Annotated in this window: 14 protein-coding genes; 2 read left to right on the top strand and 12 right to left on the bottom strand. The window is 66.3% G+C overall.

Going from position 1 to position 20,355, the window contains the following annotated elements; genetic code table 11:
• Positions 1–3: 3 nt before the first annotated feature.
• The 11 genes from I6F38_RS00845 to I6F38_RS00795 form a co-directional block, all read right to left on the bottom strand.
• Entirely contained in the window at positions 4–447 is a 444-nt protein-coding gene (locus I6F38_RS00845; protein WP_225158679.1) for an SRPBCC family protein, read from the bottom strand.
• Positions 448–450: 3 nt separating this feature from the next.
• Positions 451–888 (bottom strand): SRPBCC family protein, encoded by a 438-nt coding sequence (locus tag I6F38_RS00840; RefSeq protein ID WP_016847814.1) that lies wholly within the window; start codon positions 886–888, stop codon positions 451–453.
• A gap of 9 nt (positions 889–897) precedes the next feature.
• Positions 898–3,792, bottom strand: a complete 2,895-nt coding sequence (locus tag I6F38_RS00835; protein WP_225158678.1) for a flotillin family protein — start codon at positions 3,790–3,792, stop codon at positions 898–900.
• Between the two features lie 24 nt (positions 3,793–3,816).
• The gene (locus I6F38_RS00830) at positions 3,817–4,650 is read right to left on the bottom strand and encodes a phosphoenolpyruvate hydrolase family protein (RefSeq protein ID WP_225158677.1); all 834 of its coding nucleotides are present in this window, start codon (positions 4,648–4,650) and stop codon (positions 3,817–3,819) included.
• Positions 4,651–4,653: 3 nt separating this feature from the next.
• Entirely contained in the window at positions 4,654–6,864 is a 2,211-nt protein-coding gene (locus I6F38_RS00825; protein ID WP_225158676.1) for an ABC transporter permease, read from the bottom strand.
• Positions 6,857–7,639 (bottom strand): ABC transporter ATP-binding protein, encoded by a 783-nt coding sequence (locus I6F38_RS00820; protein WP_225158675.1) that lies wholly within the window; start codon positions 7,637–7,639, stop codon positions 6,857–6,859. Before I6F38_RS00820 ends, I6F38_RS00825 begins: the two co-directional genes overlap by 8 nt.
• Complete coding sequence (locus I6F38_RS00815) at positions 7,632–8,717, bottom strand: branched-chain amino acid ABC transporter permease (protein WP_225158674.1); 1,086 nt, start codon at positions 8,715–8,717, stop codon at positions 7,632–7,634. Before I6F38_RS00815 ends, I6F38_RS00820 begins: the two co-directional genes overlap by 8 nt.
• A 3-nt stretch (positions 8,718–8,720) precedes the next feature.
• Complete coding sequence (locus tag I6F38_RS00810) at positions 8,721–9,731, bottom strand: branched-chain amino acid ABC transporter permease (RefSeq protein WP_050387450.1); 1,011 nt, start codon at positions 9,729–9,731, stop codon at positions 8,721–8,723.
• Between the two features lie 120 nt (positions 9,732–9,851).
• Positions 9,852–10,670, bottom strand: coding sequence for an AraC family transcriptional regulator (locus tag I6F38_RS00805; RefSeq protein ID WP_016847806.1), 819 nt, complete (start codon positions 10,668–10,670; stop codon positions 9,852–9,854).
• Positions 10,671–10,806: 136 nt separating this feature from the next.
• Positions 10,807–12,057 (bottom strand): ABC transporter substrate-binding protein, encoded by a 1,251-nt coding sequence (locus I6F38_RS00800; RefSeq protein WP_028333311.1) that lies wholly within the window; start codon positions 12,055–12,057, stop codon positions 10,807–10,809.
• Positions 12,058–12,195: 138 nt separating this feature from the next.
• Positions 12,196–12,372 (bottom strand): hypothetical protein, encoded by a 177-nt coding sequence (locus tag I6F38_RS00795; protein ID WP_225158673.1) that lies wholly within the window; start codon positions 12,370–12,372, stop codon positions 12,196–12,198.
• Between the two features lie 777 nt (positions 12,373–13,149).
• Here I6F38_RS00795 and I6F38_RS00790 point away from each other — a divergent pair.
• Positions 13,150–15,174, top strand: a complete 2,025-nt coding sequence (locus I6F38_RS00790; protein WP_225158672.1) for a BamA/TamA family outer membrane protein — start codon at positions 13,150–13,152, stop codon at positions 15,172–15,174.
• On the top strand, positions 15,174–19,523 hold the full coding sequence (locus I6F38_RS00785) for a translocation/assembly module TamB domain-containing protein (RefSeq protein ID WP_225158671.1): 4,350 nt from the start codon (positions 15,174–15,176) through the stop codon (positions 19,521–19,523). The genes I6F38_RS00790 and I6F38_RS00785 overlap by 1 nt, the downstream gene beginning before the upstream one ends.
• 19 nt (positions 19,524–19,542) lie before the next feature.
• On the opposite strand, the gene I6F38_RS00780 is transcribed toward I6F38_RS00785, so the two are convergent.
• Positions 19,543–20,316 (bottom strand): SDR family oxidoreductase, encoded by a 774-nt coding sequence (locus I6F38_RS00780; protein ID WP_225158670.1) that lies wholly within the window; start codon positions 20,314–20,316, stop codon positions 19,543–19,545.
• Positions 20,317–20,355 lie beyond the last annotated feature (39 nt).

Genomic DNA, 20,355 nt, shown 5'->3' with positions numbered 1-20,355 from the left:
CGCTTACGCGGCCTCCTTCAGATGCTGGCGGATGGCGTCGAAGCCGGCCTGGTAGATGTCTTCCGAAACCATCCGCGTGATGCGCTCGCTGTCCTCGGTTCGCGTCGTGAAGCGCGACTCCCAGTGCCAGAAGGTGCGGTCGCCGTCGGTGACCGGCAGCAGGCGGACATGCGCCACGTAGTTGAACATCGGGATCGGCGTATCGAGCAGGCAGTAGCTGAACGATTGCTCAAGATCGGACAGCGCCAGCAATTGCTCGCGCAGCTCGGCGCCGTCCTTCAGCTTGAAGCGCCTGACGCAGCCGATCTTGTCGGACGGCTGTGCGCGCTCGATGCCGCTGGTTGCGACCGCTGGATGCCAGCGGTCATGGCCGTTGAAATCGCGCAGCACGGCCCACACCGCGTCGGTCGGTGCATCCAGGATCGTGCTCTTGACGATATGCGACACGGCCTATCCCCCGAACGCCCGCTTTAGCGCGTCGAAGCCGCCCTGGAACACGCCGCCGCCGATATTGTTGACGAGCTCCGCCTCGCGTTCCGGCGCGCAGTCGAATTCGGCGGTCCATTCCAGGAAGGTCTGGTCGCCGTCGGTGACTGGCGTGAGCCGCAGCGTCGCGACGTAGTTCTCGACGCCCATCGGCGATTCCAGGATCGAATAGGTGCAGAACATGTCGTAGTCGGACAGCCCGAGCAGCTTCTCGCGGATGCGATCGCCGTTGCGCAGCCGGAAATCCCTGACGCAGCCGATCTTGTCGGAGGGCTCGCCGCCCTCGATCCGGCTTTCGGCGATCGCGGGATGCCAGTTCGGCAGCCCGTTGAAATCGCGGACGCGGGCCCAGACCCGGTCGTTGCGGGCGTTGACGACGGTGGAAACGTAAACCCGTGCCATGGCGTCAGCTCAGTCCTTCTTGCGCGGCGTGCGCTCAGGTCGCGCCGGCTCGCCGCCGCCCTCGGGCGCCGCCGGCTTGGCCTCGCCGCCGCTCTTGCGCGCGGAGTCCTTGATGCCTTGCATGTCTCGGGCTTCGCGGATCAGGCCGGGCATCTTGGCGAGGCTGCCGCCCTCGACGCCTATATCCGAGAGGATTGAGTCGATCAGCGGCGCCTGCACGCGGTAGCGCAGCGCGGAGTCGATCACTTCGTCGGTGGCGCTGCGTCCGGTGCCGTTGCCATGCCCGTTGCCGTTGAGGCCGTCGACCTGGAGGATGCGGATGCCCTCGATCTTCTCCATCGGCTTGACGCTTTCGCGCACGATGCCCTCGATCCGGTCGAGCAGCTTGCGGCGGAACAACGAGTAGCGCGCCTGATCGGTCAGCACGTTCTCGGCCTCGTTAAGCAGACGCTGCGCCTCGGCCTCGACCGTGGCCCGGACCCGTTCGGCCCCGGCTGCGATCCTGGTTTCCTCGGCCTGCTTTTCGGCGAGCAGCACCTCGACGGTCTTGCGCCGCTTTGCGATCTCGCTTTCGCGCGCGGTGACGACGCGTTCGGCCGCTTCGGTGGCGTGGATCCGGGCGTCCTCGGCCGCGGCTCGTGCCGCCGATTCTTCCAGTGATTTCTGATGCAGCGCGATGGCCTTTTCCATCAGCGCGGTCTCGACATCCTTCTCGCGGTTGACCTCGAGCTTGCGCAGCTCGCGCTCGCGGCCGATGCGGGCCTCGTCGAGGCCACGGTCGGAGGCGATGCGGGCGCGTTCGACCTCCTCGCGGGCGACGATCTCGGCCTCCTGCAGCGACTGGTTGCGAGCGACCTCGAGCTGTTCGATCGCACGGCGCCGCTCGATCCGGGCCGCCTCCAGCGCCTGCTCGCGGGAGACGTCGGTGGTGTCGATGTCCTTGCGCGCCACAATTTCGGCCTGCCGGACCTGCCGGTCGGCATCGATCCGCTCGGAGCGTTTGGCGGCGAGCGCGATCACGCGCTCCTCGTCGGCGAGCTCGATCGCCTTCTTCTGGTCGATGTTGAGCACTTCGCGGGTCCTGGAGGAGGCGATCCGCTCACTCTCCAGCGTCAGCTCGACATCGATGCGCTGCCGTTCGATGGCGTCACGGCGCTTCAGCTCGGCGGCCTCGATCGCCTCGGTGCGCGCGATCTCGAGCCCGCGGGTTTCGCGCTCGGCGCGGATGCGCTGCGCGGCGACCGACTTCTCCTGCGAGATCCGCGCCGCCTCGATCGCCTCGCGGGAGGCGATATCGGCTTCCTCGATCGCGCGGGTGCGCGCGATCTCAAGCGCCCGGACGTGCTCTTCCTGGGCGATCCGCGACGCTTCGGTGGCTTCGCGGGCACTGATCCCGGCAATCTCGACCGCCTGGTTGCGCTCGATTTCGAGCTTGCGCGTGGTGTGGTCGGCGGCGATGCGCTCGGCGGCCAGCATCTTCTCGCGCGCGATGCGGGCGGCCTCGACCGCCTTCTGCGCCTCGATCTCGGCTTCCTGGATGGTGCGGACCTGCTGGATCTCCAGCGCGCGGGTGCGCTCGTCCGAGGAGATGCGCTCGACATTGACCGTCATGGTCTGGGCGATCCGCGCCTTCTCGGTGGCCTCGCGGGCGGCGATCTCGGCCTCGTCGACCGCGCGGGTGCGCTCGATCTCGCGGCGCCGGGTCTCCTCCTCATTGGCGATGCGGGCATCGGTGACGACGCGGTCCTGCTGGATCCGGGCCTTCTCGATCGCCTCGCGAGCGGCGATCTCGGCTTCCTCGACGGTGCGCATCCGCTCGATCTCGCGCTGGCGCACCTCGCGCTCGGAGGCGATGCGGGTGGTGTCGACCGAGCGCTGGTTGGCGATCCGGACTTTCTCGATCTCCTCGCGGGCCAGCAGCTCCTTCTCTTCGACCGCCCGTGTCCGCTCGATCTCCTTGTGCCGGGTCTCGCGCTCCGAGGCGATCCGGGCTTCGGTGATCGCCTGCTCGTTGGCGATCCGCGCTTTCTCGATGGCTTCGCGCGCCGCAATCTGGGCCTGCTCCGACTCAGTCTCACGCAGCGCGCGCTCGCGGGCCACTTCAGTGCGCTGCAAGGCGCGGCGCATCTCGATGTCGCGTTCCTGCTCGAGGCGGGCGGTCTCGCTTTCGCGCTCGATCTCCAGCGCCTGCCGCTCGGCCTCGAGATTGCGGGAGCGGATCTTGATCATCGAGTCCTGCTCGATGTCGTTGCGCAGCTTGCGCTTGGCCTCGATGTCCTCCATCAGGCGGGTCAAGCCTTCGGCGTCGAAGCGGTTCGAGGGGTTGAAATATTCGAGGTCGGTCTGGTCGAGATCGGTGATCGCGACCGACTCCAGCTCGAGGCCGTTCTGCGCCAGCGCTTCGGCGGCATTGGCCTTGACGCGCGCGACATAGTCGCCGCGCTGCTCGTGCATCTGCTCCATCGTCATCTCGGAGGCGACGGAGCGGATCGCGGAGATGAATTTGCCGGAGAGCAGGGTGTGGAGCTGCTCGGGCTCCATGGTGCGGCGGCCGAGCGTGGCGGCAGCGATCGAGACCGCTTCGCGGGTCGGCTGAACCCGGACGTAGAAATCGGCCTCGATGTCGACGCGCATCCGGTCGCGGGTGATCACCGCGTCCTGCCTGGAGCGCACGATCCCCATCGGCAGCACGTTCATGTTGACCGGCGTGTAGTCGTGGATGAAGGGCAGCACGAAGGCGCCGCCATTGATCACCACGCGCTCGCCGAGGAAACCGGTGCGGACGAAGGAGACCTCCTTCGACGAGCGGTGATACAGCCAGTTCACGACATAGACGATGATGACGATCGCGACGATTGCGACGATGAGCCAGAGGATCAATTCACCGACCAGCATCCCCGACATCTCTTCCTCCCTTGGTCACGGCGGCTAGCGCGCGCCGATCGCCTTGAATTTGCGAACCTGATCCGTGAGCGCCCGCTCGACCGGCAGGCGTTCCATGGAGGAAGCGCCGTAGAAGCCGTGGCAGTTGCGGGTCTTCTTCATAATGAAGTCGGCATCGGCGGGGTCCGCGATCGGACCGCCATGCGCGAGCACGATGATGTTCGAATTGACGCTGAGCGCGGCCTCGGCCCAGGCCTCGATGCGGGCGGGGCAGTCGGCAAGCTTCGGCGCGGTCTGCGCGCCGATCGTGCCGCCGGTGGTCAGGCCCATGTGGCAGACGATGATGTCGGCGCCGGCGATCGCCATCGCGGCGGCCTCTTGCTCGCTGAACACATAGGGCGTGGTCAGCATGTTCTTCTCATGCGCCTTCGCGATCATGTCGATCTCGAGCGCATAGGACATTCCGGTCTCTTCGAGGTTGGCGCGGAAGATGCCGTCGATCAGGCCGACGGTCGGGAAGTTCTGCACGCCGGCAAAGCCAAGCGCCTTGAGCTGGTCGAGGAACACATCCATGTCGCGGAACGGATCGGTGCCGTTGACGCCGGCGAGCACCGGCGTCTTGGTCACGACCGGCAGCACCTCGCCGGCCATCTCGACGACGATCGCATTGGCATCGCCATAGGGCATCAGTCCGGCGAGCGAGCCGCGGCCGGCCATGCGGTAGCGGCCGGAGTTGTAGATCACGATCAGGTCGACGCCGCCGGCCTCCTCGCATTTCGCCGACAGTCCCGTGCCGGCGCCGCCGCCGACGATCGGCTCGCCGCGTGCGATCATGGCGTGAAACTTCTTCAACAGCGCCGTGCGTTCAAACCTGGCCATGGGTCACCTCGCCACTCTCCGCCGACCACCGGCGCGTCCGAGCAAGGGGCGGAACGCGCTGACGATGGCGGCGGTGAACTCGGGATCGTTGATGTTGCGTTTGATGCGGATGATCTGCCGGTTGCCGGTCTGGCGCACGGTGCGCTCCAGCGCGCGGAACAACGCTGCATCGGCCTCCGGGTCCCAGAACGGCTGGCCTGGTGCATCGAGCGCGGAGACGCCGCCCTCGGCCAGGAAGAAGCGCACCGGCCCGTCCATCTGGTTGAGCCGTTCGCCGATCCAGCGGCCCATGCGCTCGTTCTCTTCCGGCGTGGTACGCATCAACGTGACCTGCGGATTGTGGATGTGGAACTTGCGCTGCCGATAGCGCTCCGGGATCGTGTCGGGTGCGCCGAAGTTCACCATGTCCAGCGCGCCGACCGAGCCGACATAGGGCACGCGGCTGCGGATGATGGCGCCGAAGCGGTCCTCGGTCGCCGGGAACACGCCGCCCATCAGGAGGTCGCAGACCTCGGTCGTGGTGAGGTCGATCACGCCGGCGAGTTGGCCGGACTCGACGAGCTTCTCCATCGAGCGGCCGCCGACGCCGGTGGCGTGGAAGACGAGGCACTCGAAATCCTCGCGCAGGTCGGCTGCGATCTTCTGCACGGCCGGCGTGGTGACGCCGAACATGGTGATGCCGATCGCCGGAAGGTTCGCGCCTGCATCGCGCTGCTTGCCGGCCTGCTCATCGAGCCGCGCCTTGACCATGCCGACCAGCGCATGGGCGCCGTTGCCGAGCACCGTGCGCGAAATCGAATTGAGCCCCTGCACGTCGGTCACCGAATACATCATGGTGATGTCGGCGGGACCGACATAGGGACCGACGTCGCCGGACGCGACCGAGGAGATGATCAGCTTCGGCACGCCGACTGGCAGCGCGCGCATGCCCGGCGCGACCAGGGACGCGCCGCCGGAGCCGCCGGCGGAGATGATCCCGGCGATATTGCCCTGGCGACGCAGCCATCGCTCGAACGCCTCCGCCATCGCCGTCACCGAGGCGCCGCGATCGGCGCCGAACACGCCCGAACCGCCGCGGCCGTGGTTGAGTGCGATCTCCTGCGCGGTGACGTCGCAGCTCGCAGCTTTACCGCTGGTGGAGACGTCGACCAGTCGCGTGCGCAGGCCGCTGCCGGCGATGATATCGCGGATGAAGCGCAGCTCGGCACCCTTCGTGTCCAGCGTGCCGACGATGAGGACGACCGGTGGCCCGGACGTTCGGGAGGTCGTCGGTTCGCGTCGCTGCCGGGTTGCCTCCTCGAGCCGAGTGACCCCGGTGGACTGCGTCCGTGCGGCGGCCTCGATGCGGGCGATCGGCACCGGCTGCGACCAGCGGGTCGGCAGCACGGGATTGGAGACGTAGATGCGGGTCGGCCCCTTGTGTTCCGGCTGCGGGGCACCGGCCGCTTCGGCCTTCGCCGGTGCTGGCTCGGCGTCGGTCTCGTCGGCGCCATGGGTGCCGACGCCGAGCAACCGCTGCTGCAGCTCGCGGTCGGTTGCAAGGCGGGCGGAATCGATGATCCGGTTGATCCGGCCATTGACCATGATGGCGACGTTGCGCGACACCGCCGTCGCCACACCGATGTTCTGCTCGATGACCAGCACGGAGATGTCGCCCTCATCGCCGAGCCGCAGCAGCATGTCCTCGACCTGGGCGACGATCACGGGCGCAAGGCCTTCGGTCGGCTCGTCCATGATCAAGAGATGCGGATTGGTCAGCAGCGCACGCGCGATCGCGAGCATCTGCTGCTCGCCGCCGGACAGCTGGTTGCCGCCGTTGGTCTTGCGCTCGGCGAGGCGCGGGAAGGTGTCGTAGATTCGCTCGATGGTCCAGGCGCCGCGCCGCAGGCCGCCGGCAAGCGCAAGGTGCTCGTCGACGGTCAGCGACCGCCACAGGCGGCGGCCCTGCGGAACATAGCCGACGCCGAGCCGGGCGATCCGCGCCGGATTGAGCCGCGTGACCTCCTCGCCGCGGATCCGGATCGAGCCGCCGCTGGCACGCACGAGGCCCATGATGGCCTTGCACAGCGTGGTCTTGCCCATGCCGTTGCGGCCGACTACCGAGAACACGCCGGACTCGAGCGTGAGATCGACGCCCTGCAGCGCATGCGAATGGCCGTAATAGACGTCGAGGCCCTTCACCTCGAGCGCGGGCATTGCGCGGCGGTCATTCATGGCCGCCTCCGAGATAAAGGTCCTGCACCTCGGGATCGGATTCGATCTCGCGCGGCAGGCCTTCCTTGAAGATGCGGCCGTTGTGCATCATCGTGACGCTCTCGACCACGCGCAGCGCGACGTCCATGTCGTGCTCGATGATGATGTAGCCGATATGCGCCGGCAGCGAGGTCAGGATCTCGATCAGCTCGCGCCGCTCGGTAGGCGACAGCCCCGCCGCCGGCTCGTCGAACAGGATGAAGCGCGGCGCGCCGGCGAGCGCCAGCGCGATCTCGAGCTGGCGCTGCTGGCCATGCGCGAGCTCGGCGACGCGCTGGTCCTTCACGTTCGCGAGGTGCACCGCCTGGACCAGCGTTTCGGTCGCGTGCATCAACGCATCGTTCTGCCCCGGGCGCAGGAACGAGAACCGGCCGCGCGAGACGCCGCGGCAGGCGAGGTAGACGTTGTCCTGCACCGTCAGGCCGGGGAACAGCGCCGAGATCTGATAGGTGCGGCGCAGGCCCCGGCGGATCCGCTCATAGGGCGGGAATTGCGTGATGTCCTCGCCGAAGAAGCGGATCGTGCCGGAGGAGGGCGGAAAGTCGCCGGTGATGCAGTTGAACAGCGTCGTCTTGCCGGCGCCGTTCGAGCCGAGCACCGCGCGCCTTTCGCCAGGCCGCACGGTGATGGTGACGTCGGTCAGCGCGGCCAGCGCGCCGAACAGCCTTGTCACGCCGCGCAGTTCGAGCGCCGCGCCGGCACCAACCACGGACAGCCGCTGCGCGACGCTATCCATGGCGGCCTCCGCCTGAACGTTGCGACGAGGATGCATTGCGGCGCCGCCAGCGTTCCCACAGGCCGATCACGCCGTCGGACGACCAGAACACGATGGCGAGGAAGCCGAGCCCGATCAGCAGCCGGAAGCGGTTGCCGTCGAGCCCCAACTTGATCAGCACGTCGAGCGCGAAGGTCCGCAGCAGCACGAAGATCAGCGCGCCGATGAAGGGTCCGATCGGCCGCGTGATGCCGCCGACCACGGCGATGATCAGGACGTCGATGCAGGCGCCGACGCTGACCGAGCCGGGCGAGATCTGCCGGTAGTTCCAGACCTGCAGCACGCCGCCGAGCGCGGCGATGAAGGCGGCGAAGGCGTAGGCCGCGATGCGGTGCGCATTGGGGTTGAAGCCGAGCGCCGCCATGCGGCGGGAATTGTCGCGGACGCCCTGCAGCGCGAGGCCGAACGGCGCGCGCGAGACATACTGGACGGCGAAGTAGCAGATCGCGGCGACGCCGAGCGTGACATAGTAGAAGGCGATATCGGCGCGCCAGTCGACGCCCCAGAACTGCGGCGTCGCGACGGTGTTGATGCCGGTGTGGCCGTTGAAGATCGCCCAATTCTGGTTGGTGAAGTAGTAGAACGCGGCGCCGATCGCCAGCGTGATCATGATGGTGTAGATGCCCTCGGTGCGCACCGCGAGCGCGCCGCCGAGCGTGCCGAACAGCGTCGCCAGCGCCAGCGCCATCGGGGTTGCCAGCCACCACGGCCAGCCGAGGCTGATATTGGCGTTGCCGCTGATGCCGAACACCGCGACCATGTAGCCGGCGAAGCCCGCGATGGTGAGCTGCATCAGGCTGACCATGCCGCCATAGCCGGCGAGGAACATCAGGCTGAGCGCGATGATGCCGAGGATCAGCGTGGTGGCGAATATCTCGATCAGGAAGAAGCCGTTGGCGATCAGCGGCATGATCACGAGGATCAGCGCGACCAGCCAGGCCGCCGGGTTCTGGAATTCCGGCCAGGTACGGATGAAGGCGCGGCGGGTCGCATCGGCGGATGGATCGGGGCGGAACTGGATGCTCTGGAGCAGCGACATCTGTCATCGCCTCGCGAGCAGGCCCTGCGGCCGCAGCGCCAGCACCAGCACCATGATCAGGAAGGTGACGACGATGGCGTAGGTCGGGATGTAGACCGAGCCGAGTTGCTCGGCGAGGCCGATGATGACGGCGCCGAGCGCCGCTCCCGGGATCGAGCCCATGCCGCCGACGATCACGACGACGAGCGAGGCGAGCAGGAACCGCGTATCCTCGCCCGGCGACAGCGACTGGAAGGTGCCGCCGACCACGCCGGCAATGCCGGCAAGGCCCGCGCCGAGCGCGAACACCAGCACGAACACCAGCTGGATCCGTACGCCGGTCGCGGCCAGGATGTCGCGGTCGTCGACGCCGGCACGCACGATCATGCCGATCCGCGTACGGTTGAGCGCCAGCCACATCGCGATTCCGATCACGACTGAGGCGGCGAAGATCACCAGCCGCACCAGCGGGTATTGCAGATAGACCGGTTCGCCCGATGATTTGATCGCGGTGAGCAGCGGCAGCTGGATCGGGCCGATCAGCCAGCTCGGGGTCTGGATCTGGTAGAAGTCGCCGCCGAACACCCAGAGCATCAGATCGGCGAACACGATCGAGAGCCCGATCGTCACCATGGTCTGCCTGAGGTCCTGACCCTCCATGCGTCGGAACACGACGAGCTGCAGGATCACGCCGACCAGCGCCACCGCGATGAAGGCGATGATGAAGCTGAGGAGCCACGACCCGGTCCAGCTGCTGATCGCGTAGCCGACATAGCCGCCGAACAGATAGAGCGAGCCGTGCGCGAGGTTGACATTGCGCATCAGGCCGAAGATCAGCGTGAAGCCGCTGGCCACCAGGAAGTAGAGCCCGCCGAGCGTGATGCCGTTCAGCACCGCGTTGAGGAACACGCGCTTGCGGCCGATCGCGGCCTCCAGCCCCGGCGGCCAGATCGCGAACACCAGCCACGCGAGCACCGCGACCGCGATGATCACAATCAGCGCCCAGGCCGGATGGCGTTCGATGAACCTGGCCATCTCCGTCGCGTTCCCTCACTGGTCGCGACCGTCTGCCGGGCCGCGTGTCCAGTATCCTACCGAGGGCGTAAGCTCAGGATTTGATCGACAGTATCTTTTATCGTGCGCTCCGGAACTCCTTCACGGCCGCAACACCTTGGCGGCGCGGCGATAGTCGGTCGGGGCCATGCCGACATTGGCGGCGAAGAAGCGGGTGAAGCCGCTCTGCGAGGAGAAGCCGAGGTCGAAGCCGATATCGGCGATCGGCGTCTCGGTCGCCACCAGCGCATCGAGCGCCTGCTCCATGATCAGCGTGTTCATGTAGAGGTGAGGGGTGACGCCGGTCTGGGTGCGGAACAGCCGGTAGAAATGCGGCCGCGACAGCCCGGCCTCGCGCGCGATCGCATCGAGCTCGATCTCGGCGCCGGGGCTTTCCGACATCAGCTTGATCGATTTGCGCACCCTGAAATCGGTCACCGCGGCCGCCGCGCGCGCATCCTGCGCGGCCTGCCAGCTCTCCTCGTAGCAGGAGTCGATCAGCTGCCGGAGTTCGCAATCGAGGCTGCGCAGCGACGGCGCGCCGCACACTAGTGCTGCGGTGCGGCGGATCAGCCGGTCGAGCGCTTCGGTGCGCGGAAAGAAGGTGCGGCCGAACCGCAGGCCCTGTGCCGTCGCGGGCTGCGGTGCGAACCATTCGGCGTTGACATAGAGCACGAAGAAGATCGCGCCGTGGTCCATGTCGGTCGGCAGAAAGTTGTGCGGTTCCCACGGGTTGACGGCGACGACGGTGTCGTCCTTGAGCAGCAGCCGCTGCTCCGAGACGTCGATCTGCGCCGGCGTTCCGCCGACATGAAAGATCAGATGCCCCTCGCGGTGCGCATGCACGTTGAAGGGACGGTTCAACTGATAGACCGTCGCGCGACCGAACCGGCCGTGGAAGACGGCAAGCGCCCTGCTCATGCCTCCCCTCCCGCGGGATGTTCTTGTCTTTTCGACAAGGGTTCATCATCCGCCCGCGGAAAGCAAGGGCGAGCAGGGCTCTTGATGCAACCGCGCACCATGCCGCGGCCGTTCAGCCTGCACTGCAACAAATACGTCAGTACTTCTTGCACTCCGGGACCGTGCGGCTCGGCAGGCCGATCTTGGCGAACACCGCCGGATCGTAGCCCAGCGTCTGGTTGACGTTCGGGATCACCTTGACGACCTTGCTGAACAGCGCGCCCTTGCCGTCATCGACCACCTCGGTGACAAAATTGGTGCCGATCGCCTGGCGGTTGGAGTCGAGCTTGATCTTGCCGTTCGGCGCGTCGATCTCGATCTTCGCCAGCGCATCCTTGAGCTTGGCCTGGTTGTTGGAGAGATCGCCATTGACCTGGCGCAGCGCCAGGATCAGCGCCATCGTCGAGCCGTAATAGTTGGTCGCGAGCAGCGACGGGCTCGGGAAGCGTTTGGCCGGCGGGAAGGCATCCTGATAGGCCTTGACGAATTTCTGCCAGCCCGGATCCTCCCAGGTATCGGCTTGGCCGCTCGCGGCGATGGTGCCGATCAGAGCGTTCTTGGCGTTGCCCTTCGACGACAGGATGGTCTGGTCGATCATGATCGAGCCGCCCATCAGGTGCGCCTTGCCGCCGGCCTGCTGATACTGGTTGAGGAAGTTGACGGCATCGGCGCCGCCGAGGCCGAGATAGATCGCGTCGACGTCGTCAGGCAGCGCGGCGATCACGGAGGCAAAGTCCTTGGTGCCGAGCGGCACCCATTGCCGGTTGGTGACCTGGCCGCCGGCGCCGCAGAACTCGAGCACCAGGCCAAATACCTGGGTGTAGATGAAGGAGTAGTCCTCGCCGACGGTCGCGATCTTGCGATAGCCCTTGGTCTCATAGGCGTATTTGCCGAGGCCGACCTGCCACTGCGCGCCGTCCATGTTGTAGCGGAAGAAGTTCGGCGCCGGATCGACATAGGTCGTCTCCTGCGCGCCGGAGGCGGCGTTGACGAAGGTCAGCTCCGGATGGGTCTTGGCGAAGTTCTTGACCGCGATGCCTTCGTCGCCGGACAGCGGCGACAGCAGGATCTGCACCTTGTCCTGCTCGATCAGCTTGCGCACCGCGCGCACCGCGGAGTCGGGCGTCGCGTCGGTCGAGGCGACGACGAATTCGAGCTCCTTGTCGCCGATCTTCTTGCCGAGCACGTTGAGCGCCGTCTGGAAGCCGCGCATGCCGTCCTCGCCGAGCACCGTGTAGGTGCCCTCGAGCGTCGCGGTGACGCCGACCTTGATCTTCTCCTGAGCGAACGCCGTGCCCGAAAGCAACAGGCTGCTCAACGCAATCAATCCCAAACTGCCTTTCAACATCGCGCTCCTCCCTCTGTGTTGTCGCCGGCGTCCACTTGGCGTGCGAAGGCTGATGGGCGTCCGGTTGTTGCCGGCAAAGCTAGCCGAAGGCGGGCGCGGCGCGGATGTCGTCGGCGCCAATTGGCTTAACGGGCAGTCTCATTTTGATTGTTGCGCCGCAGCGCGGCTCGCGGCGCAATGCCGCGGAGCTTGTTCGGTGTCATCAGCGGGCAAGCTGGTGACCAGTATTCCAGAACGGTCCTGCTTGAGCCGCGAGGTCACGGCGCACTGGATGCCCGCATGTGCGGGCATGACACCGGAGAGAATGCCGTCCATGGCTCTCTCCGCACGTCGTCCCGGCGAAAGCCGGGACCCATACGCCGCGGCGGGTGTCGTGAACGGGACTCGTCGTTCCACGTCGTTCAACAATCACGCTCGGTGGTTATGGGTCCCGGCCTTCGCCGGGACGACACCGAATGTGTTGCGCGGCTGGTAAGTCATGCTTTTGTGTTCTCGCGACATGATCTGTCCGAGCTTTGCTCTTCGTTCCGCCCTCGCTCTTGAAGAGGGCGCAGGGAAACCCGGATACCGATCGCACCCCATGGGTCCCGTGCAAATGGAAAGCGCGGGATGTAAGACCACAGATGTAATCGGAAACATCCGGCTTTCTCCGCGCGCGCTCCCCCCGGCGAGACGGGCTTGGTTGTCGCCGCTGCCGCGAAGATGCTTCGCATCTCACGGGGGGACACCTGCCACTAAGCGTCAAGCCTGCACGACTTCGCCATTCGCCTTGCGCGCTCTCGTCAATTTCACGCTCGGCGTCCACCGCATCTCACACCGCGTCCGTGACGATTGCGAAGCGCCCCTCGCGACGCGCGTGGCGGATTGCTCGCAAGATGTGGCTGCCGGAACCGATGGTGGCGCGCATCGGAGATTCCGATAATTGGGACGAACGTCGAAGTTCCCTTGCGTTTGCCCAACATTGTCCATCATGAGTCTATCAACTTCGCGTGTGGTGCCTGTTGAATGCGGAGACAGGGGATCGCCGGAACCTGAGGTGCAGAGACTCGGGTCGCGTCAACAGGCAGGCGGAGCGGAACAATCAAGCAAATCGTGGTGCGACGATGCCTGCCGCCTTTGCCGGGGCGGGCAAGGCGAAGGTATTTCATCGCTGCAGCGCGGCGCGTTCTGCGTTCGGCGTGCGTCGCTGTCGTCGGTTGCTCGCTGTGCGAGCAGGCTCACGCGCTCGACTTCTTTGGCCTGTTCGGTTCCGACGATCCGCCGCCGGTCAGCGCCACGACGCTGTCCTATCGGCTGGAGATCGAAGCCAAGACGCCGGAGGGCAAGAACGATAGCGACGCCGAACAGGCATTGCGCGATGCCGCCGGCACCTATCGCCTTCGACAGGAACCGCCCCCGGACGGGGAAGGTCTCGCGCGCCGGCTGCAGGCAGACATCAATCCGCTGCTTGATGCCCTTTGGGGGCTTGGCCGCTACAACGCCCAGATCGATGTGACGATAGATGGAGTTCCAATCTCCCTCGACGAGATCGGGCTCGCCGCGGCGGCGCGTCGGGCCGACAGCTTTCGCAATCGGACCGTTGTGCCCGTCAAGGTCATCGCGCGACTTGGTCCGTTGTTCAAGCTGCGCGCCGTTGATGTAGACTATCCGCGCGACCAAGCGCCGCAGGGATTGCCGCGCCGCGCGTTTGCGCTGAAGTCCGGCGATCCCGCGATCTCTGCCGACCTGCGCGCCGCGCAGGTGAAGCTCGTCGACTGGTTCCGCAGCAACGGACATCCGCTCGCGAAGGTCGCCGACGTCAAGGCCACCGTCGATCATGGCGCCGCCGCGATGGACCTTCGGCTGCGGGTCGAAGCGGGCCCCAAGGCCGGCATCGGCGCCGTGACGATCTCGGGCGGAGACGTCGATCCGAGAGTAGTGGCCACGCACGTCTACCTGAGGGAAGGCGAGCCTTATTCGCCAGAGCGGCTCGCCTTGGCGAAAACCTCGATCGCAAAGATCCCGGCCATCGGGGGAATTCGCGTCCGCGAGGCGGACCAGCTCGATGAGAATGGCAATCTGCCGGTCTTCATCGATTTGACGGAAAGGCCCAGGCACGCGGTGGGCCTCTCGGCGAAATATTCCACCGTCGATGGTCCCGGCATTGCTGGCTACTACGAGGATCGGAACATATTCGGCGGCGGCGAGCGCCTGAGGCTCGAAGCGTCCGCCTCGCTTTTGCAACGGATCGACGGCACGTCCTTTACCGGCTTCAATAATCTGAGCGGCTCGGATTTCGGCGCACGCTTTACCGGCACCTTCATCAAGCCGGGCTTGTTCGGTACGGCCAACGATCTACTGATCGAGGCCACTGCGTTCCGCGAGCGTGTCGGCAACAACGACCTCGGCGGTTACACTGACGACACGGTGCGCGGCACATTCGGCGTGATCCATCGCTTTTCGGAGGCGGCTTCGCTGCAGGCCGGTCTCCAGGTCGAGCAATCGAAATCGCAGGACGTGCTGGGGCGGGTCGATGCGACATTGATCGGCTTCACGGCGACCGGCCGCTACGACACGACAGACAATCCGCTCGACCCCACGCGCGGTGTGCGCCTCTCGGCGACCGTCAATGCCTATCCGAAGCTGATGGGTTCCACGATCGATCTGTTCGAAGCGCGGGTTGCGGGCTCGGCCTATTATGCGCTCGACGAGCAGGCCGACTACGTTCTGGCGGGTCGGTTGGCCGCAGGCTCGCTTGCGGGCGCGCCGCTCGACCAGATTCCGGATGCACATCGCTTCTTCGCCGGCGGCGGCGGATCCGTGCGCGGTTACGGCTTCAACACCATTTCGCCGATGATGTTCGGTCAAATCACCGGTGGTCGCAGCCTGATCGAGGGCTCCGCCGAGGTGCGGGTCAGGATCACGCCCACCATCGGCCTCGTGCCATTCTTCGACTTTGGCACCGCCTCCCGATCATCCCTGCCAGGCTTCGACGACTATGTGGGCTACGGCGCCGGACTTGGCTTGCGTTATCTCACGCCAGTCGGCCCGATCCGCCTTGACGTTGCGACACCGCTGAACCCTCGCCCCGGAGACAGCCGTTACGCGATCTATGTCAGCATTGGGCAAGCCTTCTGATGCGCATCCGCCGGCTGTTCATTATCGGTTCCGCCGTCGCGGCCTTGGGTCTCATCGCTGCCGCGGTGCTCGGTGTCGTTCTCTACGGAATGGTGGGCGGTAGCGGCGAGAACCAGCAGGATGTGCTGGCCAGTCTCGTCTCGCGGACGCTCTCGACGTCGGCGACCCAGGTCCATGTCGGCGCCGTCGATGGTGTGCTGTCCTCGGATGCAACGGTCCGCGACGTTAGCATCACCGACAAGGACGGAGTCTGGCTGACGCTCGACAAGGCGCGCCTCGTCTGGCGACGCAGTGCATTGTTGCTGGGGCGGCTGGAAATCGACCGTCTCGAGATCGGCAAGCTTGAGATCAGGCGAAAGCCGCTTCCGTCCGACCAGCCTGCCGCCGAGTCCGATCAGCCGATCCTGCCTGACCTTCCGGTGAAGGTGCAGGTGAAGGCTTTCGACCTGCGGGCCCTGACGCTGGGACAGTCGATTCTGGGTGAAGCTTTGAGTGTCGCGGCGACCGGCAATACCGAGCTCGGCTCGCCTTCGGAAGGGCTCGTCTTCAACCTCGATGCCACCCGCAAGGATTTCCCGGGCCACTTCAAGGCCGCTCTCGCCTACGTTCCGCAGGGAAATGCGCTTACCCTCGACGTCACGCTCGACGAGCCGGCCCACGGACTCATGTCGAAGCTCGGCCATCTGCCGGGCGAGCCGCCCGTCACATTCGCATTGGGCGGCAAAGGCACGCTCGACAGCTTTCGTGGTGCCCTGAAGTTGCAGGCCGGCCCCACGATCGATGCGACCGGCACGATTACGCTTGAGCGAAACGGCGCGGCCCGAGTGCTTGCAACGCGCCTAATCAGCCACCTCGAACCGTTGTTGCCGGCGATCGCCGCGCCGGTCTTCGCCGGTGAAACCAATCTCGACAGTACGACACATTTTGGTGACGACGGCAGCGTCGCCCTGGACGGGCTGACGCTGACGAGCCGTCTCGCACGGCTCGACGCGAAAGGTTTGCTCGGAGCCGACAAGGTCGTGGATTTTGCGGCTTCGATCCGCTCCTTGCCAAGCAACGGCGACGTGACCGAGACTGACCAAGGCTCGATCCGCAGCCTCGTTTTCGACAGCCGCGTCAACGGCCCAATCAAGGCTCCCACAGCATCGGTCAAGCTCGCGCTGTCGGGTGCTCATCTGCCGGACGCAGACGTCGAGACGCTTGATGCTTCCATCACGGCCGTTCCTCGTGCCGAGGCCAGCGATCCCGCAACGCGTATCATCCTTGACTCGAACCTGCGCGCTTCCGGCATTGCGCCACGCGACGCGAGTTTGGCGGCCGCGATCGGTAACACCGCGTCGCTCGTGCTCCATGGCGATACGGACCTGGGCGGCCGCGCCAGGATCGAGCGTCTCGAGATCGGCACATCAACGGTTCAGGCGACCTATACAGGCGATGTCAGCGCCGATCGCCTGAATGGCCGGGCAACCGGAACCGTGCCCGACCTCGGCGTCTTTGCTGACCTTGCCGGGTTGAAGCTCAAGGGCTCGGTGGCGTTCGGCCTCGATCTCGACACGGATTTACAGCGTGGCAGCTTCGATATCAGAATGTCAGGTGCCGGCGAGAAGCTTGCGACGGGACTTGCGGCGCTCGATGGGCTTGCGGGGACGCGGGTCGCACTCGCAGCCGACATCTCTGCTGATGGCCGCGACACTTACACGGTCCGCGACGCGTCGATCGATGGTGCCCATGTTGCGGTTCGCGCCAAAGGAACAGTGACGCGCGACTCGAGCGACCTGTCGGCGCGTGTGGACCTGCCGGATCTCTCGGCGGCCGATGCGCGCCTCACCGGTGCGGGAGCTCTCGACGTCGGCCTGACCGGCGGGCTCGCGCATCCCGGGGTTTCGTTCGCGGCCTCGGTGGATCGCGCGACCGCTATGCGGCGCCCGATTCCGCATCTGGCGCTCGCCGCGACGGTCAACGACATCAGCGGTGTCTGTGCTGTCGAGGTCAAGCTCGACGGCGCCGTCGACGGCAAGCCAGCGCGCGGGATTTTTCAGCTGAGTCGTCGATCGTCGGAGCCCGACGATCGCGCAGCTCCCACCTTTGCCGGATGGCACGCAGAGACCATCGACATCGCGATCGGGTCGGTATCCCTGAAGGGAGCAGCAACGATTGACGCACAGAGATTCGCCAGCGGGCAGATTCGCTTCGCAGCCGGGACGCTCGCCGACCTCTCGCCGCTTGCCCTCACAGAGCTCGCCGGTTCGGCCTCACTCGACCTTGCCGCTTCGGCCGACGGCGGCCAGCAGTCGGTCCGGCTTGCCGGCAAGGGCGCGGGAATCCGTGCCGCGGGTGCGGCCGTCCGCAATTTCGATCTGCGCGCCGATGGCGCCGATCTCTACAGCCATCCGGTGCTCAATGCTGATGTGCAGGTCAATGGTGCCGAGTTCGGCGGTCAGACAGTCTCAAACGTCACGCTGGCGGCCACGGGCAATGCCGATGCGAGCACGATCGGCCTGTCCGCCAAGGCTGCCGGATTCGATCTCGATGCCGCGGGTGCACTGACCACCAGGGAGCGGGTGCGGTTCGATCTTAACCGCTTCACCGCGCGCCGTGGCGCCAAAGCGATCGCGCTGCAGGGCCCCGCGGGCTTCACGCTCGACGATGGCACGGTGCTGATCGAGCATCTGGCGCTCGCAATTGGACGTGGCCGCTTCACGGTGGACGGCAAGGCCGGCCAGGTGCTCGACCTCAAGGCCGTGGCCAACGCGATCCCGCTCGGCGAGGCCGATGTCGCGATATCCGGTCTGGGCCTGAGCGGGACCCTCGACGCGTCAGCGGCCATTGCGGGCTCCATGAGCGCGCCGACCGGCCAGTACAAGGTCGCGGTCAAGCAGCTCACCGCGCCGCAGACCAGAAGCGCCGGCCTGCCGCCGATCGACGTTGCCGCGGACGGACGGCTCGATGGCAGCCGCGCGAGCCTGAACACCACAATTGCCGCGGGAAGAGCCGGCGCGATCACGGCGTCGGGTACGGTGCCGCTCGACGCCACGGGTCCGATCGCGCTGACCGCGAAGGGCCGCCTCGATGCCGCTATCGCCAATGCCGCGCTTTCCGCCTCCGGCCGTACCGTGTCCGGCAGCGTTACGCTCGATGCCCGTGTCGGCGGCACGCGTGCCAAGCCACAGATCGGCGGTGTCGCCACCATGAGCGGAGGTACCTTCCGTGACAGCATGCTCGGTACGCGCCTTGATGCCGTCGAGGCGAAAATCACCGCCGAAGGAGAGCGCATCGTCGTGGAGCGCCTGGCCGCGGTGACGCCCAACGGCGGTACGTTGTCCGGCTCCGGTGAGGTACGGGTCGCCCCGGATGCAGGCTTTCCAGGCACGATCTCGATTCGCGGTCAGCAGGCGACGCTTGCTTCCAGCGCGCTGGCGACCGCGCAGGCCAATCTCGCTATCGACGTCACAGGCGCCCTGGCGCGCGATCCGCGGATCGTCGGTCGCGTCGACTTGACTCGCGTCAACGTCGATATTCCGGATCGCCTGCCGTCGACGCTGAAGCCGATCGACGGCATCAACCATGTGAACGCCTCGGGACAGGCCGCTGCACGGCTCGCAGCTGCGCGCAAGGCCGAGACGCCGAAAGGCAACAAGAAGCGTCCGGCGCTCTTCAACGCCGCGCTGGACGTGACAGTTTCGGCGCCGAACCACGTCTTCATCCATGGCCGCGGGGTCACCGCGGAACTCGGCGGCTCCGTTCATGTCGGCGGCACGAGCAACGCGCCGGTTCCGAAGGGAGCCTTCTCGCTCTATCAGGGCAAGCTGGTGGTGCTCGGAAAGACGCTGACCTTCACCAAGGGCAATCTCTCCTTCAATGGCGATCTCGCGCCCGAGCTCGATTTCGCGGCAGAGATACAGGCCTCTGACATCACCGCGCAGGTCGGAATCTCGGGCCCGGCGGCCGCGCCGGTCTTCGCCTTCCATTCGCAGCCCGACTTGCCGCAGGATGAGATCCTGTCGCGCATTCTCTTTCAGAAAGCTTCGGGCAGCCTGACGACCTCGCAGGCCGTGCAGCTCGCAGGGGCCGCCGCTCAGTTCGCAAGCGGTGGCGAGGGAACGGTGGACCGCATGCGCCGCTCGCTCGGGGTCGACAATCTCGACGTCGGCGCCGGAGCGGGCGGTCCGATGGTCGGTGCCTCGCGCGCGATCGGAGACAGGCTGAGCGTGGGCGTGCGGACGGGCGCGAGCGCCAGCCAGTCAGGAGTTTCGGCCAATGTCGACGTGACGCGCCATATCCGCGTCGAGTCGGATGTCGATGCGAAGGGCTCGACATCCGTCGGAGTCGGCACACGATTCGAATGGTAAAGGCGACTGAGATCGCGCCTCACTTCGTGGTGTAGCCGCCGTTGACCAGGATGGTCTGGCCGGTCATCCACCAGCCATCCGACACCAGCAGGCGGATCCACGGCACGATGTCCTTGATGTCGGTGAGCCCGGTCTTGGAGAAGCCGGACAATGCTGCCGCCGATTTGTGATAGGCGACCGCGTCCGCGCCTTCGGCCGGATAGAAGAACGGCGTGTCCATCGGGCCGGGTCCGATTGCGGTGACCGAGATGCCGCGCGCGCCGAACTCCTTCGATGCCGCACGGGTGAAGTGCTCGACCGGCGCCTTGGTGCCGGCATAGGCCGCATAGAACGGCGTGTAGGCGCCGAGCAGAGACGTCACCAGCGTGCAGATCTTGCCGTTGTCGTTGACGTGGCGGCCAGCCTCCTTGAGGAAGAAGAACGCGGACTTGGCGTTGACCGCGCTCATCGCGTCATATTCGGTCTCCGAGATCTCGATCATCGGTTTCTTCAACACCTTGCCGACGGTGTTGATCGCGATGTCGGGGCGGCCGATCGCGGCGACCGCCTCAGTGAACAGCTTCTCCATCGCGCCTGCTGTTGTGAGATTGGCCTGGAAGGCGACCGCCTCGCTACCTGCGGCCTGCAGCGCCGCCACCGTCGCGTCGGCATCGGCCTTGGTGGCCGCGCTGTTGTAGTGGATCGCGATCGCCCTGGCGCCGTGGGCGGCGAGATCGCGCGCGATCAGGCCGCCGAGATTCTTGGCGCCGCCGGCGATGATGACGGTCTTGCCCTTTATGCTGTGGTCGGTCATGGCGTTCGCCTCTCCAGGTCTCGCGGCAGCGCCCTGCGG

Origin of the sequence: Bradyrhizobium sp. BRP56 (assembly GCF_020194035.1) — a bacterium.
Lineage (GTDB): Bacteria > Pseudomonadota > Alphaproteobacteria > Rhizobiales > Xanthobacteraceae > Bradyrhizobium > Bradyrhizobium australafricanum.
The sequence above is the reverse complement of the archived record's forward strand: the minus strand, read 5'-3'. Positions and strand labels throughout refer to the sequence as shown.

Coding starts and splice junctions, on each gene's coding strand:
- I6F38_RS00840 (WP_016847814.1), bottom strand. CDS start 888: ATGGCACGGGTTTACGTTTCCACCGTCGTCAACGCCCGCAACGACCGG.
- I6F38_RS00835 (WP_225158678.1), bottom strand. CDS start 3,792: ATGTCGGGGATGCTGGTCGGTGAATTGATCCTCTGGCTCATCGTCGCA.
- I6F38_RS00830 (WP_225158677.1), bottom strand. CDS start 4,650: ATGGCCAGGTTTGAACGCACGGCGCTGTTGAAGAAGTTTCACGCCATG.
- I6F38_RS00825 (WP_225158676.1), bottom strand. CDS start 6,864: ATGAATGACCGCCGCGCAATGCCCGCGCTCGAGGTGAAGGGCCTCGAC.
- I6F38_RS00820 (WP_225158675.1), bottom strand. CDS start 7,639: ATGGATAGCGTCGCGCAGCGGCTGTCCGTGGTTGGTGCCGGCGCGGCG.
- I6F38_RS00815 (WP_225158674.1), bottom strand. CDS start 8,717: ATGTCGCTGCTCCAGAGCATCCAGTTCCGCCCCGATCCATCCGCCGAT.
- I6F38_RS00810 (WP_050387450.1), bottom strand. CDS start 9,731: ATGGCCAGGTTCATCGAACGCCATCCGGCCTGGGCGCTGATTGTGATC.
- I6F38_RS00805 (WP_016847806.1), bottom strand. CDS start 10,670: ATGAGCAGGGCGCTTGCCGTCTTCCACGGCCGGTTCGGTCGCGCGACG.
- I6F38_RS00800 (WP_028333311.1), bottom strand. CDS start 12,057: ATGTTGAAAGGCAGTTTGGGATTGATTGCGTTGAGCAGCCTGTTGCTT.
- I6F38_RS00795 (WP_225158673.1), bottom strand. CDS start 12,372: ATGGACGGCATTCTCTCCGGTGTCATGCCCGCACATGCGGGCATCCAG.
- I6F38_RS00785 (WP_225158671.1), top strand. CDS start 15,174: ATGCGCATCCGCCGGCTGTTCATTATCGGTTCCGCCGTCGCGGCCTTG.
- I6F38_RS00780 (WP_225158670.1), bottom strand. CDS start 20,316: ATGACCGACCACAGCATAAAGGGCAAGACCGTCATCATCGCCGGCGGC.